This is a genomic window from Yoonia sp. GPGPB17 (assembly GCF_037892195.1).
Taxonomy (GTDB): Bacteria; Pseudomonadota; Alphaproteobacteria; order Rhodobacterales; family Rhodobacteraceae; genus Yoonia.
Map to the genome: position 1 here is coordinate 547,996 of NZ_JATACI010000002.1, position 19,037 is coordinate 567,032.

The 19,037-nt window shown below is 57.1% G+C and carries 13 protein-coding genes and 1 pseudogene; 8 read left to right on the forward strand and 6 right to left on the reverse strand.

Annotation, left to right across the window (positions count from 1 at the left end; all coding sequences use genetic code 11):
- The first annotated feature begins 77 nt into the window (after window positions 1-77).
- Together prfB and QTO30_RS03125 are read left to right on the forward strand one after the other, a co-directional pair.
- On the forward strand, window positions 78-1,202 hold the full coding sequence (gene prfB, locus QTO30_RS03120) for a peptide chain release factor 2 (RefSeq protein WP_340422440.1): 1,125 nt from the start codon (window positions 78-80) through the stop codon (window positions 1,200-1,202).
- A gap of 72 nt (window positions 1,203-1,274) precedes the next feature.
- Window positions 1,275-2,048, forward strand: coding sequence for a DUF2189 domain-containing protein (locus tag QTO30_RS03125; protein ID WP_340422442.1), 774 nt, complete (start codon window positions 1,275-1,277; stop codon window positions 2,046-2,048).
- Window positions 2,049-2,101: 53 nt separating this feature from the next.
- Here QTO30_RS03125 and QTO30_RS03130 read toward each other — a convergent pair whose 3' ends face one another.
- The 5 genes from QTO30_RS03130 to QTO30_RS03150 all read right to left on the reverse strand — a co-directional run bounded on the left by QTO30_RS03130 (window position 2,102) and on the right by QTO30_RS03150 (window position 5,582).
- Window positions 2,102-2,596, reverse strand: coding sequence for a bactofilin family protein (locus tag QTO30_RS03130; protein ID WP_340422443.1), 495 nt, complete (start codon window positions 2,594-2,596; stop codon window positions 2,102-2,104).
- Window positions 2,586-3,893: a M23 family metallopeptidase gene (locus QTO30_RS03135; RefSeq protein ID WP_340422444.1), complete on the reverse strand. Its 1,308-nt coding sequence runs from the start codon at window positions 3,891-3,893 to the stop codon at window positions 2,586-2,588. The genes QTO30_RS03130 and QTO30_RS03135 overlap by 11 nt, the downstream gene beginning before the upstream one ends.
- A gap of 149 nt (window positions 3,894-4,042) precedes the next feature.
- The gene (locus QTO30_RS03140; protein ID WP_340422446.1) at window positions 4,043-4,876 is read right to left on the reverse strand and encodes a ferritin-like domain-containing protein; all 834 of its coding nucleotides are present in this window, start codon (window positions 4,874-4,876) and stop codon (window positions 4,043-4,045) included.
- Window positions 4,873-5,340 carry a thioredoxin-dependent thiol peroxidase gene (bcp, locus tag QTO30_RS03145; RefSeq protein ID WP_340422447.1) on the reverse strand — a complete coding sequence of 156 codons (468 nt, stop codon included), beginning with the start codon at window positions 5,338-5,340 and terminating at the stop codon, window positions 4,873-4,875. The genes QTO30_RS03140 and bcp overlap by 4 nt, the downstream gene beginning before the upstream one ends.
- The gene (locus QTO30_RS03150) at window positions 5,337-5,582 is read right to left on the reverse strand and encodes a hypothetical protein (RefSeq protein WP_340422448.1); all 246 of its coding nucleotides are present in this window, start codon (window positions 5,580-5,582) and stop codon (window positions 5,337-5,339) included. Before QTO30_RS03150 ends, bcp begins: the two co-directional genes overlap by 4 nt.
- A 41-nt stretch (window positions 5,583-5,623) precedes the next feature.
- Between QTO30_RS03150 and QTO30_RS03155 the strand changes: the two genes are divergently transcribed.
- From QTO30_RS03155 to lpdA, 5 genes are all read left to right on the forward strand, one after another.
- The gene (locus QTO30_RS03155) at window positions 5,624-8,731 is read left to right on the forward strand and encodes a YhdP family protein (protein WP_340422449.1); all 3,108 of its coding nucleotides are present in this window, start codon (window positions 5,624-5,626) and stop codon (window positions 8,729-8,731) included.
- A complete protein-coding gene (gene queA / locus QTO30_RS03160; protein ID WP_340422451.1) occupies window positions 8,728-9,780 on the forward strand; it encodes a tRNA preQ1(34) S-adenosylmethionine ribosyltransferase-isomerase QueA in 1,053 nt (350 codons plus the stop codon). Before QTO30_RS03155 ends, queA begins: the two co-directional genes overlap by 4 nt.
- A gap of 96 nt (window positions 9,781-9,876) precedes the next feature.
- Window positions 9,877-11,145 carry an MFS transporter gene (locus QTO30_RS03165; protein ID WP_340422453.1) on the forward strand — a complete coding sequence of 423 codons (1,269 nt, stop codon included), beginning with the start codon at window positions 9,877-9,879 and terminating at the stop codon, window positions 11,143-11,145.
- Window positions 11,146-11,279: 134 nt separating this feature from the next.
- Window positions 11,280-11,861, forward strand: a complete 582-nt coding sequence (locus QTO30_RS03170; RefSeq protein ID WP_340422455.1) for a DUF924 family protein — start codon at window positions 11,280-11,282, stop codon at window positions 11,859-11,861.
- Window positions 11,862-11,964: 103 nt separating this feature from the next.
- Window positions 11,965-13,359: a dihydrolipoyl dehydrogenase gene (lpdA, locus tag QTO30_RS03175; protein ID WP_340422456.1), complete on the forward strand. Its 1,395-nt coding sequence runs from the start codon at window positions 11,965-11,967 to the stop codon at window positions 13,357-13,359.
- 71 nt (window positions 13,360-13,430) lie between these two features.
- Here the strand turns inward: lpdA and QTO30_RS03180 are convergent, their stop codons facing one another.
- Entirely contained in the window at window positions 13,431-15,932 is a 2,502-nt protein-coding gene (locus QTO30_RS03180) for a VWA domain-containing protein (protein ID WP_340422458.1), read from the reverse strand.
- Window positions 15,933-16,174: 242 nt separating this feature from the next.
- Between QTO30_RS03180 and uvrA the strand changes: the two are divergent.
- Window positions 16,175-19,033: pseudogene (uvrA, locus tag QTO30_RS03185) on the forward strand (excinuclease ABC subunit UvrA).
- Window positions 19,034-19,037: the final 4 nt, after the last annotated feature.

Genomic DNA, 19,037 nt, shown 5'->3' on the forward strand with positions numbered 1-19,037 from the left:
GCCCTTGCGCTTGTGGCGCGCCAATGGGCGCGCTAAGACCACTCCACTGGAAATCGACGACCAAAGACAGGTGCCCCATGCGCGCAGAATTGCAAAATACTGTAGAAGCGATTGAGAAATCGCTCAGCTTGCTCGCACAGCGGATGGACCGGGAAACAGCCCCGCACCGCCTGGAAGAGTTCAACGCGCGTGTCGAAGAGCCAACACTCTGGGACGATCCTGAAGCGGCGCAGAAACTGATGCGCGAACGCCAGTTGCTGGTCGACGCGATGGGCAACTATGACGGTATTTCGCAAGAGTTGTCCGACAACATTGAACTGATTGAATTGGGCGAGATGGAGGACGATGCCGAGGTCGTTGCGGAAGCTGAGACCGCTTTGGCCGCTCTGGCAGATAAGGCTGCCAAGAAAGAGCTTGAAGCCCTGCTGGATGGTGAGGCCGATGGCAACGATACGTTCCTTGAGATCAACGCCGGGGCCGGTGGGACGGAAAGCTGTGACTGGGCCAATATGCTGGCACGCATGTATGTCCGATGGGCCGAAAAGAAGGGCTATAAGGTGGAGCTACAGGCCGAGCAGGCTGGTGATGAGGCCGGGATCAAATCGGCGTCTTACAAGATCAGCGGGCACAATGCCTATGGCTGGCTGAAGTCAGAAAGCGGCGTGCACCGTTTGGTGCGGATATCGCCCTTTGACAGTGCGGCTAAGCGGCACACGTCCTTTACGTCTGTGAAGGTCTATCCGGTGGTGGATGACAACATCGAAATTGAAGTGAACCCGTCCGATATTCGCATTGATACCTATCGGTCCTCTGGCGCTGGTGGTCAGCACGTCAACACAACCGACTCAGCCGTGCGGATCACGCACGCGCCGACCGGAATCGTTGTGACCAGTTCCGAGAAATCGCAACACCAGAACCGCGATATTGCGATGAAGGCACTGAAATCCCGGCTTTATCAGATCGAGTTGGACAAGCGCTCTGCCTTGGTCAACGAGGCACACGAGAATGCCGGGGACGCCGGTTGGGGCAATCAAATCCGGTCTTATGTTTTGCAGCCTTATCAAATGGTCAAAGATTTGCGGACGAATTTTGAAACGTCAGACACCAAGGGTGTGCTGGATGGCGATCTGGATGGGCTGATGGCTGCCACACTGGCCATGGATGTCTCTGGGAAAAGCCGGGCAGAGGCGAACGCCGAGTAAGCGATCCACTTGCCAATGGTGCATGCTTGGGGTGATGATGGTCCCAGGGTCAGCAACGTTGGGAGCCGTGGCATGACATCAACCGATACGCTGAGCGGTGGCACCGAAAAACTGGTGGTGCAGGATCTGAGCCTGTCCGACATCACCGAAAGCCTGCGCGCGGGCCTGCGGGATTTTCGGCGTGCACCGCAGTTTGGCTTGTTTTTTAGTGCGGTTTATGTGGTTGGCGGGTTTCTGATGCTGTGGGTCGGGGCAGGGCATGTGACGTGGACCTTGGCGACCTCATTGGGGTTTCCGCTGATCGCGCCTTTTGCGGCGGCCGGTCTTTACGAAGTCAGCCGTCGTATGGAAAAGGACGAACCCCTTAAGTGGGGCGGCGTGCTGGGCATTGTCTGGAATGAACGGACCCGGCAATTGCCTTGGCTAGGTGCAATCATCGTCATCTACTTTCTGTTCTGGACCTTTCTGGCCCATATGATCTTTGCCCTTTTCATGGGGCTGTCGACCATGACGAATGTGACCGATAGTTTTGAGGTGTTTTTGACACCAAACGGGATTGCGATGATTGTGGTGGAACTTGGTGTCGGGGCTGTACTCGCTTTCGTGCTGTTCTCGATGACCGTGGTCAGCTTGCCTTTAGTGCTACATCGCGAGGTGGACTTTGTGACCGCCATGCTGACCAGTATGCAAGCTGTGCGCGCGAACCTCTTTGTCATGTTGGTCTGGGCCAGCATCATTGCAGTCTTGTCATTGCTGGCGCTGCTGCCATGGTTTTTGGGATTGATGGTCGTTCTGCCTGTCTTGGGGCATGCAACGTGGCATCTATATCGGCGCGCCTTGGCATAAGATGCAAAAAGGGCGCCCCGAAGGACGCCCTATTTTATTAGAGCGAATGCCGCTTACGACTTGGCGTCAGTCGCTGCCGCTGTTGGCATCTTCTTAGACCCAGTCGCAAGCGGATCATCCTGACGCTGCACGGAGCCTTCGAAGTGTGCACCACTTTCGATCGCGATTGTCTTGTGGATGATGTCACCCTCGACACGTGCAGTCGATGTCAGGCGCACCTTCAGGCCACGGACGCGGCCCACAATGCGGCCATTGACCACAACATCATCTGCGACGACTTCACCTTTGACGGTCGCACCTTCGCCAACAGTCAGAAGATGCGCGCGGATATCGCCCTCAACCTGACCTTCAACCTGAATGTCGCCGGATGTCTTAAGGTTACCAGTGATCAACAGATCAGAGGATAGCATGGATGGGGCAGGCTTAGCCTTGGGCGTAGCAGATGCCTTGAAATCAGAACCTGCAGGCTTTGCAGCGTCTGTGCCTTTGGCCGTGTCGGTATCGGACGCGTTAGGTCCGGGTTCGTTGATTTTGGATTTAGAAAACATCTTGTCCAGCTCTTATATAAGTCATGGGGTTGACGGGGTTGCCGTTGACACGGACCTCGTAGTGAAGGTGGGGCCCGGTCGAACGACCAGAATTACCCATAGCACCAATGCGCTCGCCACGCGAGACCCTTTGGCCGACGCGCACATCCATCGAGTTCAGATGCGCATAACGTGTTTCGATGCCAAAGTCATGGCGGATTTTGATCAAACGGCCATAGCCCGAGGACCAGCCTGCATGGCTGATCACACCGTCGGCGGTTGAATAAATCGGAGTGCCGATCGGGGCCGCAAAATCTGTACCTGCATGTAACCGCCCCCAGCGTGGCCCAAAGCCAGAGGTATAGCGAAAGCTTGATTTCACCGGGATCGAGAAGGGCGCTTTTTCAGCGGCAATCCGGTAAAGGTTAATCCGGTCCATCGCGGTCAGGATCGCGTTGGCGCGCAGTGCATCAGGGTCAGGGTCGCTGCCGCGCGTCGAGAATTGGATCGGGGTCAATGGCCCGCCGGTACCGGAATAGCCCCGACGGACCTGATCAATCAGATTGTCCGGGTTCATGCCCGCAGCGCGAAACATTTCGTCCAGCGGTTCAACGGAAACAAGCATCGCTTCTTCCAGCTGGCGGAAAATCTGGTCGTTGCGCTCTTGCAAAAGGCGCAGCTCAAGCTGCATTTCCTGGGCCTGTTCGATGGCGAATTCGGCATCTGCGGCGATCTGGTCACGCTCTGACGCGGTATCGGCAAGCGCGCTGGCCAGCAGATCCACCGTGCCTGCGGCGCCGTCACTGATCGACGCAGAGCCTTCATCGATGTTTTCTGATGAAAGGGCCGCAACCTGTTGGCGGGCCTCTTCACGGGCGCGCATGGTGTCGCGCAACGTGGCTTGCACAACTTCGAGCCCCGTTTCCAGTTCGCGCCTCTTTTCTTCGGTGGCCAGCAGCTCTGATTGCATAATTGAGATTTGTTGCAGGGCAGAGTTAAAGCGCTCTTGTGCGGCCAGCGCTTCCAGTGCGCGGGCGTCGCGTTCTGATGACAAGGCATTCAGGCGTTGTTCATAGGTCAGCTGATCACGTTGCGCCTGGGCACGGAAGTTCCCGGCGCCGATGCTGTCCATGAGCAGGATCGCGGTGGCAATGATGGTCCATGCAACGACGATTATACTGCCGGTCCATCCGACCAACTGTGTTTCAGATGTCAGACGGATAAAGCGTGTTTCGCTGTCCGACCGCAGGAACAACCGTTTTTCAGGCAGAAAGCGTTCCAGAATGCCATGAATGCGTGTTGTCAGTCGTGATCTCACGGTGCTGCTCGTCCTGTCCCGTTGCCTGTCGCCGGAGCCCACCCGGTTTCGTCCCGATACGTTTAAGTGCCTCGGCGCTTGCCTGCAAGAAATTTGCACGATTTTTACGCAGATATCCCGCGTTCATTGGGGCTTGGGCGGGGAATTGCCTATTTCTTTACTGCCTCTGCGTCAGCTTGCGTTGTGCCAGCCAGCGGCCAGTAGAAATCGGGTGGTATTCCGGCTTCCGCCCTTTTTTCTTCGTTGAATGGCCGCTTCAAGTGCCCATGAAAATACTTGCGAACTAAGTCATGAAAGACCCCGGTTGGGTCCAAATCATGACGTCCACACAGGAAGTGAAACCACTTGGAACCGTAGGCAACATGGTGCACCTCTTCGGCATAGATCACCTCAAGGGCCTCAACCGCTTGGGTCAGTTTGGCCTGTTTGAAGATCCTGATCATACCGGGTGTCACATCCAAACCGCGTGCCTCAAGAACCATGGGCACCACCGCCAAACGCCCCATCAAATCATCAACCGTATCTTCCGCAGCGCGCCACATGCCTGCATGGGCGGGCAGTGCGCCATAGTGACTGCCGAGCGCTTCAAGACAGTCGCACATCAGATTGAAATGTTTTGATTCTTCATCGGCAGCCTTCACCCAGTCGTCATAGTAACCCAGCGGCAACTTGGTGTCTGAGAAGCGGGCGATGATGTCCCAATGCAGGTCCACTGCGTTCAGTTCAATATGTGCGACGGCGTGCAAAAGCGCGATCCGCCCGGCCTCTGATCCCGGTTTGCGATGCGGCACATCGCGTGGGTCAAGCAGTTCCGGCTTCTCAGGGCGTGACGGGCGCAAGGGTGGTTTGGCGCGACCGATCTCAATCGTCTTGCCCGCGTCCCGGGCGTCTTGCCATTGCGCGGCGAACCGCCGCGAAAGCGCTGTCTTTTCGCGACCGTCGGCAGTGGTCAACACCGCGACGGCCATTTCCGTCAGCGTCATAGTGAACGCACTGCATCTAGAACCTTGTCGACATGGCCGGGTACACGGACCTTGCGCCAGATTTCTGCAATCTTGCCATCAGCACCGATCAGATAAGTCGCACGTTCGATGCCCATGTAGGTCTTGCCATACATGCTTTTTTCCACCCATGTGCCATAGCGTTCGCAGACATCGCCCTCTTCATCCGATAGCAGAGCGATCTTCAGCTCATGTTTGGCCACAAACTTGTCGTGCTTCTTTACGCTGTCTTTGGACACGCCCAGGATCACCGTATCCAGCGCCGCAAAGGCATCGACGCTGTCGGTAAAACCAATCGCCTCTTTCGTGCAGCCGGGGGTGTCGTCCTTGGGGTAGAAGTAGAGGACGACCTTCTTGCCCGCAAAATCGGACAGGTTCACGATTTCGCCGCCATCGCGGGGCAGGCTGATTTCTGGGGCTTTCTCGCCGATGGCGGGCTGTGTCATGGAGGTGTCCTTTCTGCCGATTGATTTCTTGGTTTTGTTTTAGTTCGTGACAGGCAAAGATAAAGACCTGTGGCGCGTAAATGCGGCAGCGAATGGGATGCCATGACAGACGAAACCGAGATTGCCGATGAAAAACCCGCGCGCCGCAGGGGCATGCGCGGCTGGGTCTTTTGCTTGCGTGCAGTTTTTGTCGTCTGCCTTTTGCCATTGGTCTTTTTAGCAGCAGCAGCGGTGATGATCATCGACCGCGACATTACAGCCCCCAGTTGGATTGTCGAACGGATTGAAGAACGGGCTTGGCGATGTGTTGGAAGGTGCCACGCTGGAGTTTGGTCAAATCACGTTACGGATTGGCCGTGATCTGCATCCGACGGTTCGCCTTGTCGATACCCGCTTGATCGATGCTGGCGGGTTGACTTTGACCCGGGTGCCGATTGTCGAAGGGCTGATGTCGCCGCGCGGGTTGATCCTGCGGCAAGAGGCACTGATGCAGGATGTGCGGTTGATCGGCGCACAGGTAAATCTGCGGCGCGCGCGCGATGGAACGGTTTCTTTCGCGCTGACAAGTGGTGGCAATGATCTGGGGCAGGCCCGATCTTTGCCCGAGTTGTTGGAACAGTTCGATCAGGTCTTTGAACGCCCCGCTTTGGAGGCTTTGGAAACCGTGCGCGCCGATGGTTTGATCGTGAATTTTGACGATGCACGGGCCGGGCGCAGCTGGATTGTCGATGGCGGTATCGTTTCACTTGATCTGCGTGGGGGCGAAACGATAATCCGCGGTAACTTTTCGTTGTTGTCGGGCGGGGCAGATGTCACGTCGGTCAGCTTGAACTACAGCAGTCCGCGCGGCAGTCGCACGGCTTCTGTCGGCATAAACCTCGACAATGCCTTGGCTGTTGATATCGCGGCGCAATCTCCAGCGCTCAGTTGGCTACAAGGGGTGGATGCGCCTATTACAGCCGCGCTGCGCACACAGCTGGATGAGACGGGTGCCCTGGGGCCACTGAATGCCAGTCTGGAAATCGGGCAGGGCGTTCTGCAACCCAACCCCGCGACGCAGCCAATCGCCTTCGATGACGCCAAGGCCTATTTCACTTATGATCCGGTACGCGACAGCATCAGTTTCAGCGAGCTCAGCCTTGAGACCGAATGGGGCAGCTTGCGTGCCGATGGCGACGCGTATTTGCGTGAATTCCGCGATGGTTTGCCCCGCGCGCTGTTGGCGCAGTTTCAGTTCAGCGACCTTGCGCTAGACCCGCCAGATTTCTTTGATGAGCCGCCCCAAATCCCAAAGGCTGCGGTCGATCTGCGTCTGCGGTTTGACCCCTTCGCGGTCGAAATTGGGCAAGCCGTCATGATCGACGGAGACACAAGGCTTAGCGCGGACGGTACCTTTGTGGCGACCGATGCAGGTTGGCAGATGGCGCTCGACGCACATATCGATAGCGTCGCACCGGAGCGTTTTGTTGCCTTCTGGCCGCTCTCAATGAAGCCGCGCACGCGCAGATGGATATCGAACAACCTGACGGAAGGGCGCCTTTTGAACGTGAACGCAGGGTTCCGCATCGCGCCTGAACGCGCCACACAGTTCGCATTGGGGTTTGAATTTGCCGACAACACCATCAAGTTTTTGCGGGATGTTCCGCCGATCACGCGCGCGCATGGTGCCGCAAGCATTGAGAACAACCGCTTTGTCGTCAGCCTCGACAGTGGCGTCGTGAATGCGCCTCAAGGTGGCCCGATGCAGTTGGCAGGATCCGATTTTACGATTGTTGATCTACGGTTGAACCCATCGCCGGCGATCTTGAACCTGAAGGTCGACAGCTCGTTGACTGCGACATTGGCGATTCTGAACCAGAAGCCTTTCGAATATATGGACAAAGCCAATCTGCCCGTCACGCTGGGGGATGGCCGTGCATTCACCCAAGGCCAGATCACCTGGCCGCTCGAGCCGCGCCCGGCGCCGGATGCGGTCGCGATTGAGATAACGTCAGAGCTGCGCAACGTCAGAAGTGATGTGCTTTTGAATGGGCGCATCCTTGCGGCCCCGCGTTTGAATGTGACAGCCAGCAAACGCGGCGTGAACATCACAGGCCCCGTCCGGGTTGGGCAGGTCACGGCAATCGGGACATGGGACCAGCGCTTTGGAGAACCTGAACGCCCCGGCAGCCGGGTTGATGCGAATGTGGCGCTGTCGCAGGCGTTTCTGGATGAGTTTAACATCGCCCTGCCACCCGGCACGATTGAGGGGAATGGCACCGGGCAGCTTGTGATTGATTTCCAAAGGGAGGTGCCGCCTGCGTTCCGTCTCAGCTCTGATTTGCGGGGATTGACCGTCGGCATACCGGCCGTGGGCTGGTCCAAGAGTGCCGGCACCGCAGGCAACCTGTTGGTGACCGGCACGCTGGGTGACGTTCCAAACATCGATACCTTGGAGATCGGCGGCGGTGGGTTGCAGGCTGCCGGTCGCATTGATCTGGATGCAAATGGTGCGCTTCAGGCCGCACAGTTCACCCAGCTGCGGATTGGCAGTTGGTTCAATGCGCCGATCACCCTGCGCGGCAGAGGGCCGGGACAGCCTTTGGGTGTAGAGATTTCCGGCGGATCGCTGGACTTGCGCAACGCACAGTTTGGTGCGGGCCAAGGCGGGGGCGGACCTGTCAGTATCGCGCTGGATCGGTTGCAAGTCACCGAAGGGATATCGCTGACGAATTTCCGGGGTGATTTTCGCAGCCAGCAAGGGTTCCGGGGGCAGTTCACGGGGCAGATGAATGGGGCGGCCAGCGTCGTGGGCACCGTGGCTCCGCGCAATGGGCGGTCCGCCGTGCAACTGCGCAGTGATGATGCAGGCGGCGTTTTGCGCGCGGCAGGTTTGATGCGCAACGCCGTGGGCGGTTCGGCGGATTTGACGCTCTTGCCTGCGGGTGGGCCGGGGACGTTTGACGGCACCTTGCGTGTCCGTGATATCCGCGTGCGGGATGCGCCCGCGATTGCGGCCCTGTTGGATGCGATCAGCGTGGTTGGGTTGCTGCAGCAGTTAGACGGGCAGGGGCTGGCCTTTGAAGAGGTCGATGCACGGTTCCGCCTGACCCCTGATCAGGTGATTGTGTCGCAGGCGAGTGCGGTTGGACCGGGTCTTGGCATTTCGGTCGATGGCATCTACACGCTCGCCAGCAAACAGATTGATCTGCAGGGCGTCGTGTCTCCATTTTTCTTGGTCAACAGCATCGGCTCATTCCTGACCCGGCGGGGCGAGGGGCTGATCGGGTTCAACTACACCATTCGCGGCACCTCCGATGCGCCGCAGGTGGCTGTGAACCCGCTGTCGGCGCTGACACCGGGCATGTTCCGCGAGATCTTTCGCAGACCGGCACCGGATATCTCACAATGAAACTTAGCGAATTTGATTTCGATCTGCCTGAACAGCTGATCGCGACACGCCCTGCGCGCCCCCGGTCCTCGGCCCGGTTGTTGCTGGCACAGGGGAATGCGATTGAGGATCGGACTGTGAATGAGCTGCCTGACATTTTGCAACCCGGGGATCGGCTGATCCTGAACGATACCAAGGTGATCCCGGCGCGACTGTTTGGTCTCCGGCATCGTCAAGGTGAGGCGGGCGAGACAAACGCTAGAATGGACGTGACCCTGTTGGAACCGCGCGCGGACGGCAGTTGGTCGGCGCTGATCAAACCGCTGAAGAAGGTGCGCGACGGCGAGGTGATTGTTTTCTCCGATGATCTGACGGCTGAGGTGGTTGGTCGCGCGGACGGGCAGGGGTATCTGGCGTTTAACCTCACGGGCGATGATTTTGATGCGGCGCTGAATGCGGTCGGTGCGATGCCGTTGCCGCCCTACATCGCGGGAAAACGCCCCGCGGATGAGGCAGACAAAGAAGATTATCAAACCTATTGGGCCCGCAATACCGGGGCAGTCGCTGCACCTACCGCATCACTGCATTTCGACGGCCCCCTGTTGGAGGCGTTGGCGGCACGTGGCGTGCAGTTCACCCATGTTACCTTGCATGTTGGCGCAGGCACGTTTCTGCCCGTTAAAGTCGATGATGTACGTGACCATAAGATGCACGCCGAGTGGGGTGAGGTCACGCCAGAGGCTGCTGCTGAGATAAATGCGACCAAGGCTGCAGGTAATCGCGTGATCCCCGTCGGGACGACAGCTTTGCGGTTGATTGAGAGTGCGGCCAAAGAGGGTGTGATACAGCCTTGGAAGGGGCCGACAGATATATTCATCACGCCGGGCTTCGCGTTTCAGATCGCTGATGGGCTGATGACCAATTTTCACCTGCCCAAATCGACCTTGATGATGCTGGTCTCTGCGCTCATGGGCACCAGCACGATCCGTGTGATTTATGATCACGCGATCGCCCAAAAATACCGCTTTTTTTCATACGGTGACAGCTCGCTTCTCTTGCCGCGCGATTGAGGCGCGAACGGGCGAGACGGCGTCGCTAATGTGTGATGATTTGGAAGCAGAATCGTGGGATAGGGCGATTCTGTTTTCGGGCTGAAAGGGCGCGTCATGTTTCAGGTCTTCACCGGCTCTTGGGCCTTGTTCGTTGGCATGTTCATGCTGATGGTTGGCAATGGCCTGCAGGGCACGCTTTTGGGCCTGCGGGGCGAAGCCGAGGGCTTTAGCACCCTGTCGCTCTCAATCGTGATGTCGGCCTATTTCTTGGGCTTTTTGTTCAGTTCGCGTTATACGCCGCAACTGATCCGCAGGGTGGGACACGTACGGGTCTTTGCCGCCCTTGGCTCAATGGTTTCGGCTGTCCTCATTGCCTATCCGGTTTTGATCGATCCATGGGCCTGGGCCGTGGGCCGCGTCATCATCGGGTTTTGTTTCTGTGGTGTCTACATCACCGCCGAAAGCTGGCTGAACGATGCGTCCAGCAACGAAAACCGGGGCAAGTCGCTATCTGTCTACATGATCGTGCAGATGGCGGGCATCGTCTTTGCGCAGTGGATCGTCAGCCGGGGCGATGTGTCGGGCTATGTCCTGTTCATTATCCCGTCGATCATGGTGTCGCTGGCCTTTGCGCCTGTCTTGCTGTCGGTCAAACCTATGCCCGCATTCGAGGCAACCAAACCGATGAAGCTGCGTGACCTGATTAGCGCGTCACCACTGGCCTGCGTGGGGATGTTCATGCTGGGCGGGGTGTTCTCGGCACAGTTTGGGATGTCGGCGATTTATGGCAGCCGCGTTGGGCTGACCGTGGGCGAGATTTCGTTCTTTGTCTCGTCCATCTATGTAGCCGCCCTTGTCCTGCAATACCCCATTGGCTGGCTGTCGGATCGGATGGACCGCCGGACCCTGATCATTTGGGTCTCGCTGGTGGGTGCGGCGGGATCTATGATCGCCTTCCTGGTGCCAGGATACTTCCTGCTCATCGTGATCAGCGGTGCCATTGTGGGGGGGATGTCAAACCCGCTTTATGCGCTGCTGATTGCCTACTTGAATGACTATCTTGAGAAAGAAGATATGGCGGCAGCCTCGGGCGGTCTGTTGTTCATCAACGGGATCGGGGCGATCTTGGGGCCGCTGACAGTGGGCCTGATGATGGATGTGATCGGCAACAACGGGTTCTGGCTCTTTACCGGGATTATGCTGGCCGCAGTTGGTACCTATGGCCTTTACCGCACGACCCAGCGTAGCCGTGATGAGATCGATACAGAGGCGGTGCCATATGCACCCGTCTCTGCCGCATCGACGCCTATTGCCGCCGAGTTGGCACAAGAAGTCTATATCGAAGAAGAAGCGGCCATGGGCGAGGACCCGGCACCGACCTGAAAGTTGCCTATCCATTCACCGCAAATGTCACTTCGAAAGATCAAGTGACACATGCGCTGATCTAAACACTTGTCAGGCCGCGATTTGTCTGCTTGCAATTGTAACAGAGAAGTAAACGACCAAGGAGCAGTGTCGTGGCAAGCCCCGAAGAGGTATTGGCGTTCTGGCTGGATGAGTGTGCTCCGGCTGATTGGTATAAATCAGACCCCGCGCTTGACGCGAAAATCCGCGACAAGTTCGAAAAGACATGGCAAGAGGCGGCAGATGGCGCACTCAGCCTCTGGCTGACGTATCCTTCTGGCACATTGGCCTACATCATTCTGACCGATCAGTTCCCGCGCAACATGTTCCGCGATAGCGGAAAGGCTTTTGAAACGGATGGGATTGCGCGTGCGGCAGCCAAAATGGCGATTGACCGAAAGTGGGACATGAAAATCGATGAACCAGCGCGGCAATTTTTTTATCTGCCTCTGATGCACGCTGAAAACCTCTGCGACCAAGATCGTGCCGTGCGGTTGATCCACACACGCATGCCAGAGCATGGGGCGAACAATGTTGACCATGCCTGTGCGCATCGTGCTGTCATCCGCGATTTCGGACGGTTTCCCTATCGCAACGATGCGCTGGGGCGCAAAACCACCCCGGCAGAGCAGGCATTTTTGGAAGCGGGCGGTTATGGTGCGGCAATTCGCGCCCAGCAGGAATTGTCAAAATAGCCCCTCTTGCATGCATCGGGTAGCTGATATGACCTAAGGTCACTAGAGGTCGCGCCAAAAGTAGTTTAGTGTTCAACTAAATTTGGAATTGGAGGACCGCTGCATGGCTGCGCAGAATTTTGATCTTATCGTAATTGGTGCCGGACCGGGCGGCTATGTGGCGGCGATCCGTGGCGCGCAGCTTGGTATGAAGGTCGCCATTGTTGAACGCGAGCATCTGGGCGGGATTTGCCTGAACTGGGGCTGTATCCCGACGAAAGCGATGTTGCGTTCATCTGAGGTGTTTCACCTGATGCAACGCGCCAAGGACTTTGGCCTCAAGGCAACGGGTGTCGATTATGATCTCGATGCGGTGGTGAAGCGCAGCCGCTCGGTTGCGGGGCAACTGTCCGGCGGCATTGGTCACCTGATGAAGAAGAACAAAGTGACCGTCTTCATGGGCGCGGCCACGATCCCGGCAAAGGGCAAGGTTTCGGTCAAAGGCGAGAAGGGCACCGATGAACTAACCGCAAAGAACATCGTGCTTGCCACCGGCGCCCGCGCGCGCGAATTGCCGGGTCTTGAAGCGGACGGTGATCTGGTCTGGACTTATAAGCACGCGCTTGAGCCCAAGAAGATGCCCAAGAAGCTATTGGTTATCGGCTCAGGTGCCATCGGGATCGAGTTCGCAAGCTTCTATAACACTTTGGGTGCGGACACGACCGTGGTCGAGGTCATGGACCGTGTGCTGCCCGTTGAGGATGCTGAGATTTCCGCCTTTGCGAAAAAGCAATTCGTCAAGCAGGGCATGAAGATCATGGAGAAATCCATGGTCAAGCAACTGGATCGCGGGAAGGGCAAAGTCACTGCGCATATCGAAACGGGCGGCAAGACCGAGAAGATGGAGTTTGACACTGTCATTTCTGCCGTCGGTATTGTTGGCAACGTTGAAGGGCTGGGTCTGGAAGAGCTGGGCGTCAAAATTGACCGCACGCATGTCGTCACCGATGAGTTCTGCCGCACCGGGGTCGATGGCCTTTATGCCATTGGCGATATCGCAGGTGCCCCTTGGTTGGCGCACAAAGCCAGCCACGAAGGTGTGATGGTCGCGGATCTGATCGCGGGTAAGCACGCGCACCCGGTCAGGCCAGAGAGCATTGCAGGTTGCACCTATTGCCATCCGCAAGTGGCGTCGGTCGGCTACTCCGAGGCGAAGGCCAAAGAACTGGGATATGACATCAAGGTCGGTCGCTTCCCCTTCATCGGCAATGGCAAAGCGATTGCACTGGGCGAGCCTGAGGGCATGATCAAGACCGTGTTTGATGCCAAGACAGGCGAGTTGCTGGGCGCACATATGGTGGGCGCAGAGGTTACAGAGTTGATTCAGGGCTATGTCGTGGGCCGCCAGCTCGAGACGACAGAAGAAGACCTGATGAACACGGTCTTCCCACACCCGACCCTGTCCGAAATGATGCATGAGAGCGTCTTGGATGCCTATGATCGTGTGATCCATATGTAGGCCGCGAAAGCCGCCGAGAACGAGTGAGCCCGCACCAGATTGACTGGTGCGGGCTTCTCGTTTTTATGGACCTACTGAAGTGTCAGTGGACGGCTGGCAATAGGCGTGCGGTCCTGACCGACAAAGTACCGGATCAGGTAATCCCCCGGCGTTTCTGGCAGGCTGATCGTTAGGGGATTCCCGTTGTCAGTATATCCAAAACTGTCCCATTGGGCGCTGCGCTCGGCTCCGGCAAGGCCGATCCCGATGTAGTCGCCATCGTAGTCAGGGCCATCCCAGCCAACGATCAGATCACTGCCAGCAGGTGCTGTATCCGGCGCTATGATTTGCGCCGACACCGCTGTCACGCTGATCGGGACAGTTTGCAATGTGGAACGGTCCTGTCCCGCGAAATACTGGATAAGGTAGTCCCCTGGCATGACCGGGACAAGGATATCAAGTGGCGTCCCGTCTTCGGTATAGGCAAAGCCATTCCATCGGGCATTTCCGGTGGCGCCGACTTCGCCGATGCCGACATAATCGCCATCATAGCTTGGTCCGTCGAAACCAACGCTGATTGTCGAACCTGCGATGGCCGTCTCAGGCGCTGTCAGGTCGACCTTGACCGCCGTGACAGTGATCATCTCTGTCACCAAGACAGCGCGGTCTTGCCCGAGAAAATACTGTACCAGATAGTCTCCTGGCTTCATCGGCACCAGCAGGTCGCCGGTAGCGCCTTCTTCGATGTAAAAGAAGTTGTCCCAGCGTGCATTTCCCGCCGCGTCGACTTCGCCGATCCCGATGTAGTCGCCGTCATAGGCAGGGCCGGTCCAACCGACATTGATTGTAGACCCGGCAACTGCTTCGTCGGGCAGCGTCAGTGATGCGGTGACTTCAGTCGCAGTGAAGGGTACCGTTGTCAGCACGGCGCGATCCTGCCCTAGAAAGTACTGGATCAGGTAGTCGCCCGGTTCCGTCGGCACCGTCAGGGTCGCGGGCGATCCATCTTCGGTGTAAAAGAAGTTCTCCCAACGCGCATTGCCTGTCGCATCAGGCAGACCGATGCCAATGTAGTCGCCATCGTAATCTGGTCCGGTCCATGTGACCGCGATTTCCGATCCGGCCTCGGCCTCAGTCGGGGCAGTGATGGTGGCGCCAACTTCTGAGACAGTAATCACTTCCGTCGTCAGGACAGTGCGATCCTGTCCATAGAAATAACTGATCTCATATGTCCCGGCCGTGGTCGGGATTGTCAGCTGTTGCGGCGAGCCACCGTCGAGATAGAAGAAATTCTCCCAGCGGGCGTTGCCCGTCGCGTCGGGCAGCCCAATCCCGATATAGTCACCCGCGTAGGCGGGACCAGTCCAAACGATGGTGACATCCGCACCAACCACCGCCTCGGCCGGTGCCTCAATCGTCGCCGTGACTGGTGTCAGGCTGATTGGCGTTTCTGCGATGGGCGTGCGGTCTTCGCCAAGGTAATACTTGATCAGATAGTCGCCCGGTTCCGTCGGCATCAAAAGGTCATGCGGGTTGCCATCGGCGACATAGAAGAAGTTGTCCCACCGCGCATTTCCGGTCGCGTCTGGTTTGCCAATGCCAACATAGTCGCCGTCAAGGTTGGGCCCAGCCCAGCCAACCTGAATGGTATCACCTGCGGGAGCAGATGCGGGGGCGATGATACGTGCGGTTGGCAGCTTTTCTTCGAACATGATTTCGAGTGCGGTGCTGCCGCCGGTGATCGCCACGAACTGTGCCGTGCCGGTTTCTTCCCCCGCAATGGAATAGGCTGTTGCGGTATAGGCACCTTCAGGCAGATCAAACCCGAATGGGTTTGCCTGCTGGTCTGCAATGATAACTTCTGCCCCCTCATTGATTGACCACAAAACAGGCGTGTCGATCAGCGCTTTATCTTCGCCTATCACCGCACTAAATGTCATGCTGACTAGTGCAGGTTCGGGAACAGGTGCGGGTTCCATCACCATAGCGGTCATGGCAAGGTCCAACTCATCTGCGTTCGAGGCCGTCAGGAACTGCCCGCCGGTTTCTTCGGCCAAACATTGCATTTGTGCAAGCGCTTCGGGGTCCGAGACGTCAAAACCCACAACATGGGTCGTAAAATTAATACCGGCTTCTTCCAGTAAACGCGCCGCAGCGCAGGGATCTGGGTTACAGGTTTCAACGCCATCAGACACCAGAATGACAGTCGCGCTGTCTTCGGTGTACCGCAGCGCCTCGGCAGCGGCGATCACCGCATCTGTCATCGGGGTTTTGCCGAGTGGCTTGATCCCGTTGACGGCGGTGACGATCTCACCGACCGTGCCGGGGGCAGGGGCGACAATGGTTTCAATATCCGTGCAGTTACCGCGCTCGCGGTGGCCGTAAACGGTTAGGCCAAGTCCTTGATCGGCAGGAAAGTCTTCCAACAGGCTGCTGACCACCTCTTGTGCGATGGTGATTTTGGCGGTGCCGTCAATCTGGCCCCACATCGACCCCGAGCCGTCCAGCACAAGGATTGTATTGGGTTGGTCCTGGGCAATTGCGGTGGTGGAAACGGTTCCGAGTAACAGACAGGTCGACAAAATTCGCATCATTGGGCCTTTTGAAATGTGATTATTGCAGAAAATCATGGGGTTCATCATTGGTATATAAATAATCGGACAACAGTAGGGAAATCCCGACCCGATGTGCGAAACCGGCCAACCGTTTGGGCGTTTGACACCGGTTTGTCAGCAGTCGATAGAAATTTTGCATTTGTTCACTTAATGTTCTAAATCGGGGGTGGCGGGTCTGCCAATGGCTGCTATCTGTTAGCGCTGAACTCCTGGGGGTCAGAATGGCTGAGTTAAAGAATATCGAAGTCCGCGGTGCGCGCGAGCATAACCTCAAGGATATTGATGTGGATATTCCGCGCGATCAGCTTGTGGTGATTACGGGCCTGTCCGGGTCGGGCAAGTCATCGCTCGCGTTTGATACGATCTATGCGGAAGGGCAGCGCCGCTACGTTGAATCGCTCTCGGCTTATGCCCGACAGTTCCTCGATATGATGGAAAAGCCTGATGTTGATCACATCTCGGGCCTATCGCCCGCGATCTCGATTGAGCAAAAAACCACATCGAAGAACCCGCGGTCGACCGTCGGCACGATTACCGAGATTTATGATTACCTGCGCTTGTTGTTTGCCCGTGCCGGGACCCCGTTCAGCCCGACAACAGGATTGCCGATTGAGGCCCAACAGGTCCAAGATATGGTTGATCGTGTCATGGCGCTGGAAGAAGGGACGCGCGGTTATCTGCTGGCACCCATCATCCGCGACCGCAAAGGCGAGTATCGCAAAGAATTTCTGGAGCTGCGCAAGCAAGGTTTCCAGCGGGTAAAGGTTGATGGTGAGTTCTACGAACTGGATGAGCCGCCCACGCTGGACAAGAAGTTTCGCCACGACATTGATGTGGTCGTGGATCGGATCGTCGTGCGCGAAGGGTTGGAGACGCGGCTGGCGGATAGTTTCCGCACCGCGCTGGATCTGGCCGATGGAATCGCCATTTTGGAGACGGCGCCAAAAGAGGGCGATCCTGAGCGGCTGACATTTTCTGAAAACTTCGCTTGCCCGGTGTCTGGTTTCACGATCCCGGAAATCGAGCCCCGCCTCTTTTCGTTTAATGCCCCCTTTGGTGCCTGTCCGTCTTGCGATGGTCTGGGGGTTGAGTTGTTCTTTGATGAACAACTTGTTGTACCCGATGTGACATTGAAGATCGCCGACGGCGCGCTTGCGCCTTGGCGGAAGGGCAAGAGTCCGTATTTCTTGCAAACCATCGAGGCGATCGCCAAGCACTACGGGTTTAACAAAAATGCCCGCTGGAAAGACCTTGATCCCAAGATACAGCAGGTTTTCCTCTATGGGTCGGGCAAGGAAGAGATCAAGTTTCGCTACGATGAAGGCGGGCGGGTCTATCAGGTCGAACGTGCCTTTGAGGGCGTGATCCCGAATATGGAACGCCGCTATCGTGAGACCGATAGCAACTGGATCGCGAAGAGTTCGAGAACTACCAGAACAACCGCAATTGCGGCACCTGCGGTGGCTACCGTTTGCGCGAAGAGGCTTTGGCGGTGAAAATCGGTGGCCTGCATGTGGGGCAGGTCGTGCAGATGTCGATCAAAGAGGCCTATGACTGGTGTCTTGAGGTCCCGGCGGCACTCAGCAAACAAAAGAATGAAATTGCACATGCGATTCTGAAGGAAATCCGCGAGCGTCTGGGGTTCCTGAATAACGTGGGGCTGGAGTATCTGACGCTGTCGCGCAATTCGGGCACGTTGTCGGGGGGCGAAAGCCAGCGAGATCCGACTAGCCAGCCAGATTGGCTCTGGTCTGCAAGGTGTGCTTTACGTGCTGGATGAGCCCTCGATTGGCCTGCACCAGCGCGACAATGGTCGCTTGCTAACGACGCTGAAGAACCTGCGCGATCAGGGCAATACCGTGATCGTGGTTGAGCATGATGAAGAAGCGATACGCGAGGCGGATTATGTCTTTGATATTGGCCCGGGGGCAGGTGTGCATGGCGGTCAGGTGGTCGCCAAAGGCACCCCGCAAGAGATCATGGCCAATGAAGGATCAATCACCGGGCAGTATCTGATCGGCGCGAAAGAGATCGCAGTGCCTGACAAACGCCGCAAGGGCAAAGGCAAGAAGCTGACGGTGGTGAAGGCCACCGGGAATAACCTGCAAAACGTCACGGTGGATTTTCCGTTGCAAAAATTCGTCTGCGTGACCGGTGTATCCGGCGGCGGGAAATCGACACTGACGATTGAAACGTTGTTCAAGAATGCATCTATGAAGCTCAATGGCGCGCGGCAAACACCTGGGCCATGCGAGACAATCAAAGGGTTTGAGCATCTGGATAAGGTGATCGACATTGACCAGCGCCCGATTGGGCGGACGCCGCGTTCGAATCCGGCGACCTATACCGGCGCATTTACCCCAATCCGCGAATGGTTCGCGGGCATGCCAGAGGCAAAGGCGCGCGGGTACAAACCCGGTCGCTTCAGCTTCAACGTGAAAGGCGGGCGATGTGAGGCCTGTCAGGGTGACGGTGTCATCAAGATCGAGATGCACTTTTTGCCCGACGTCTATGTGACCTGCGAGACCTGCAAGGGCGCGCGCTATAATCGCGAAACGCTTGAGATTAAGTTCAAAGGTAAGTCCATCGCCGATGTGCTGGATATGACGGTCGAAGATGCTCAGCAGTTCTTCACTGCCGTCCCATCTATCCGCGAAAAGATGGATGCGCTGATGCGGGTCGGTCTTGGTTACATCAAAGTGGGCCAACAGGCGACGACGCTGTCAGGTGGTGAGGCGCAGCGGGTCAAGCTGTCGAAAGAACTGGCGCGGCGTTCAACAGGACGCACGCTCTATATTCTGGATGAGCCGACGACGGGTCTGCACTTTGAGGATGTGCGTAAGCTTTTGGAAGTGTTGCATGAATTGGTCGATCAGGGAAATTCTGTCATTGTGATCGAGCACAATCTCGACGTGGTCAAAACCGCCGATCATATCATTGATATTGGCCCCGAGGGCGGCGATGGCGGTGGGCGCATCGTGGCCACTGGCACTCCTGAAAAAGTCGCCGAGATCGAAGACAGCCATACCGGACGCTACCTCAAGGAAATGCTGAACACGCCTAAATTGGCAGCCGAGTAAGTCA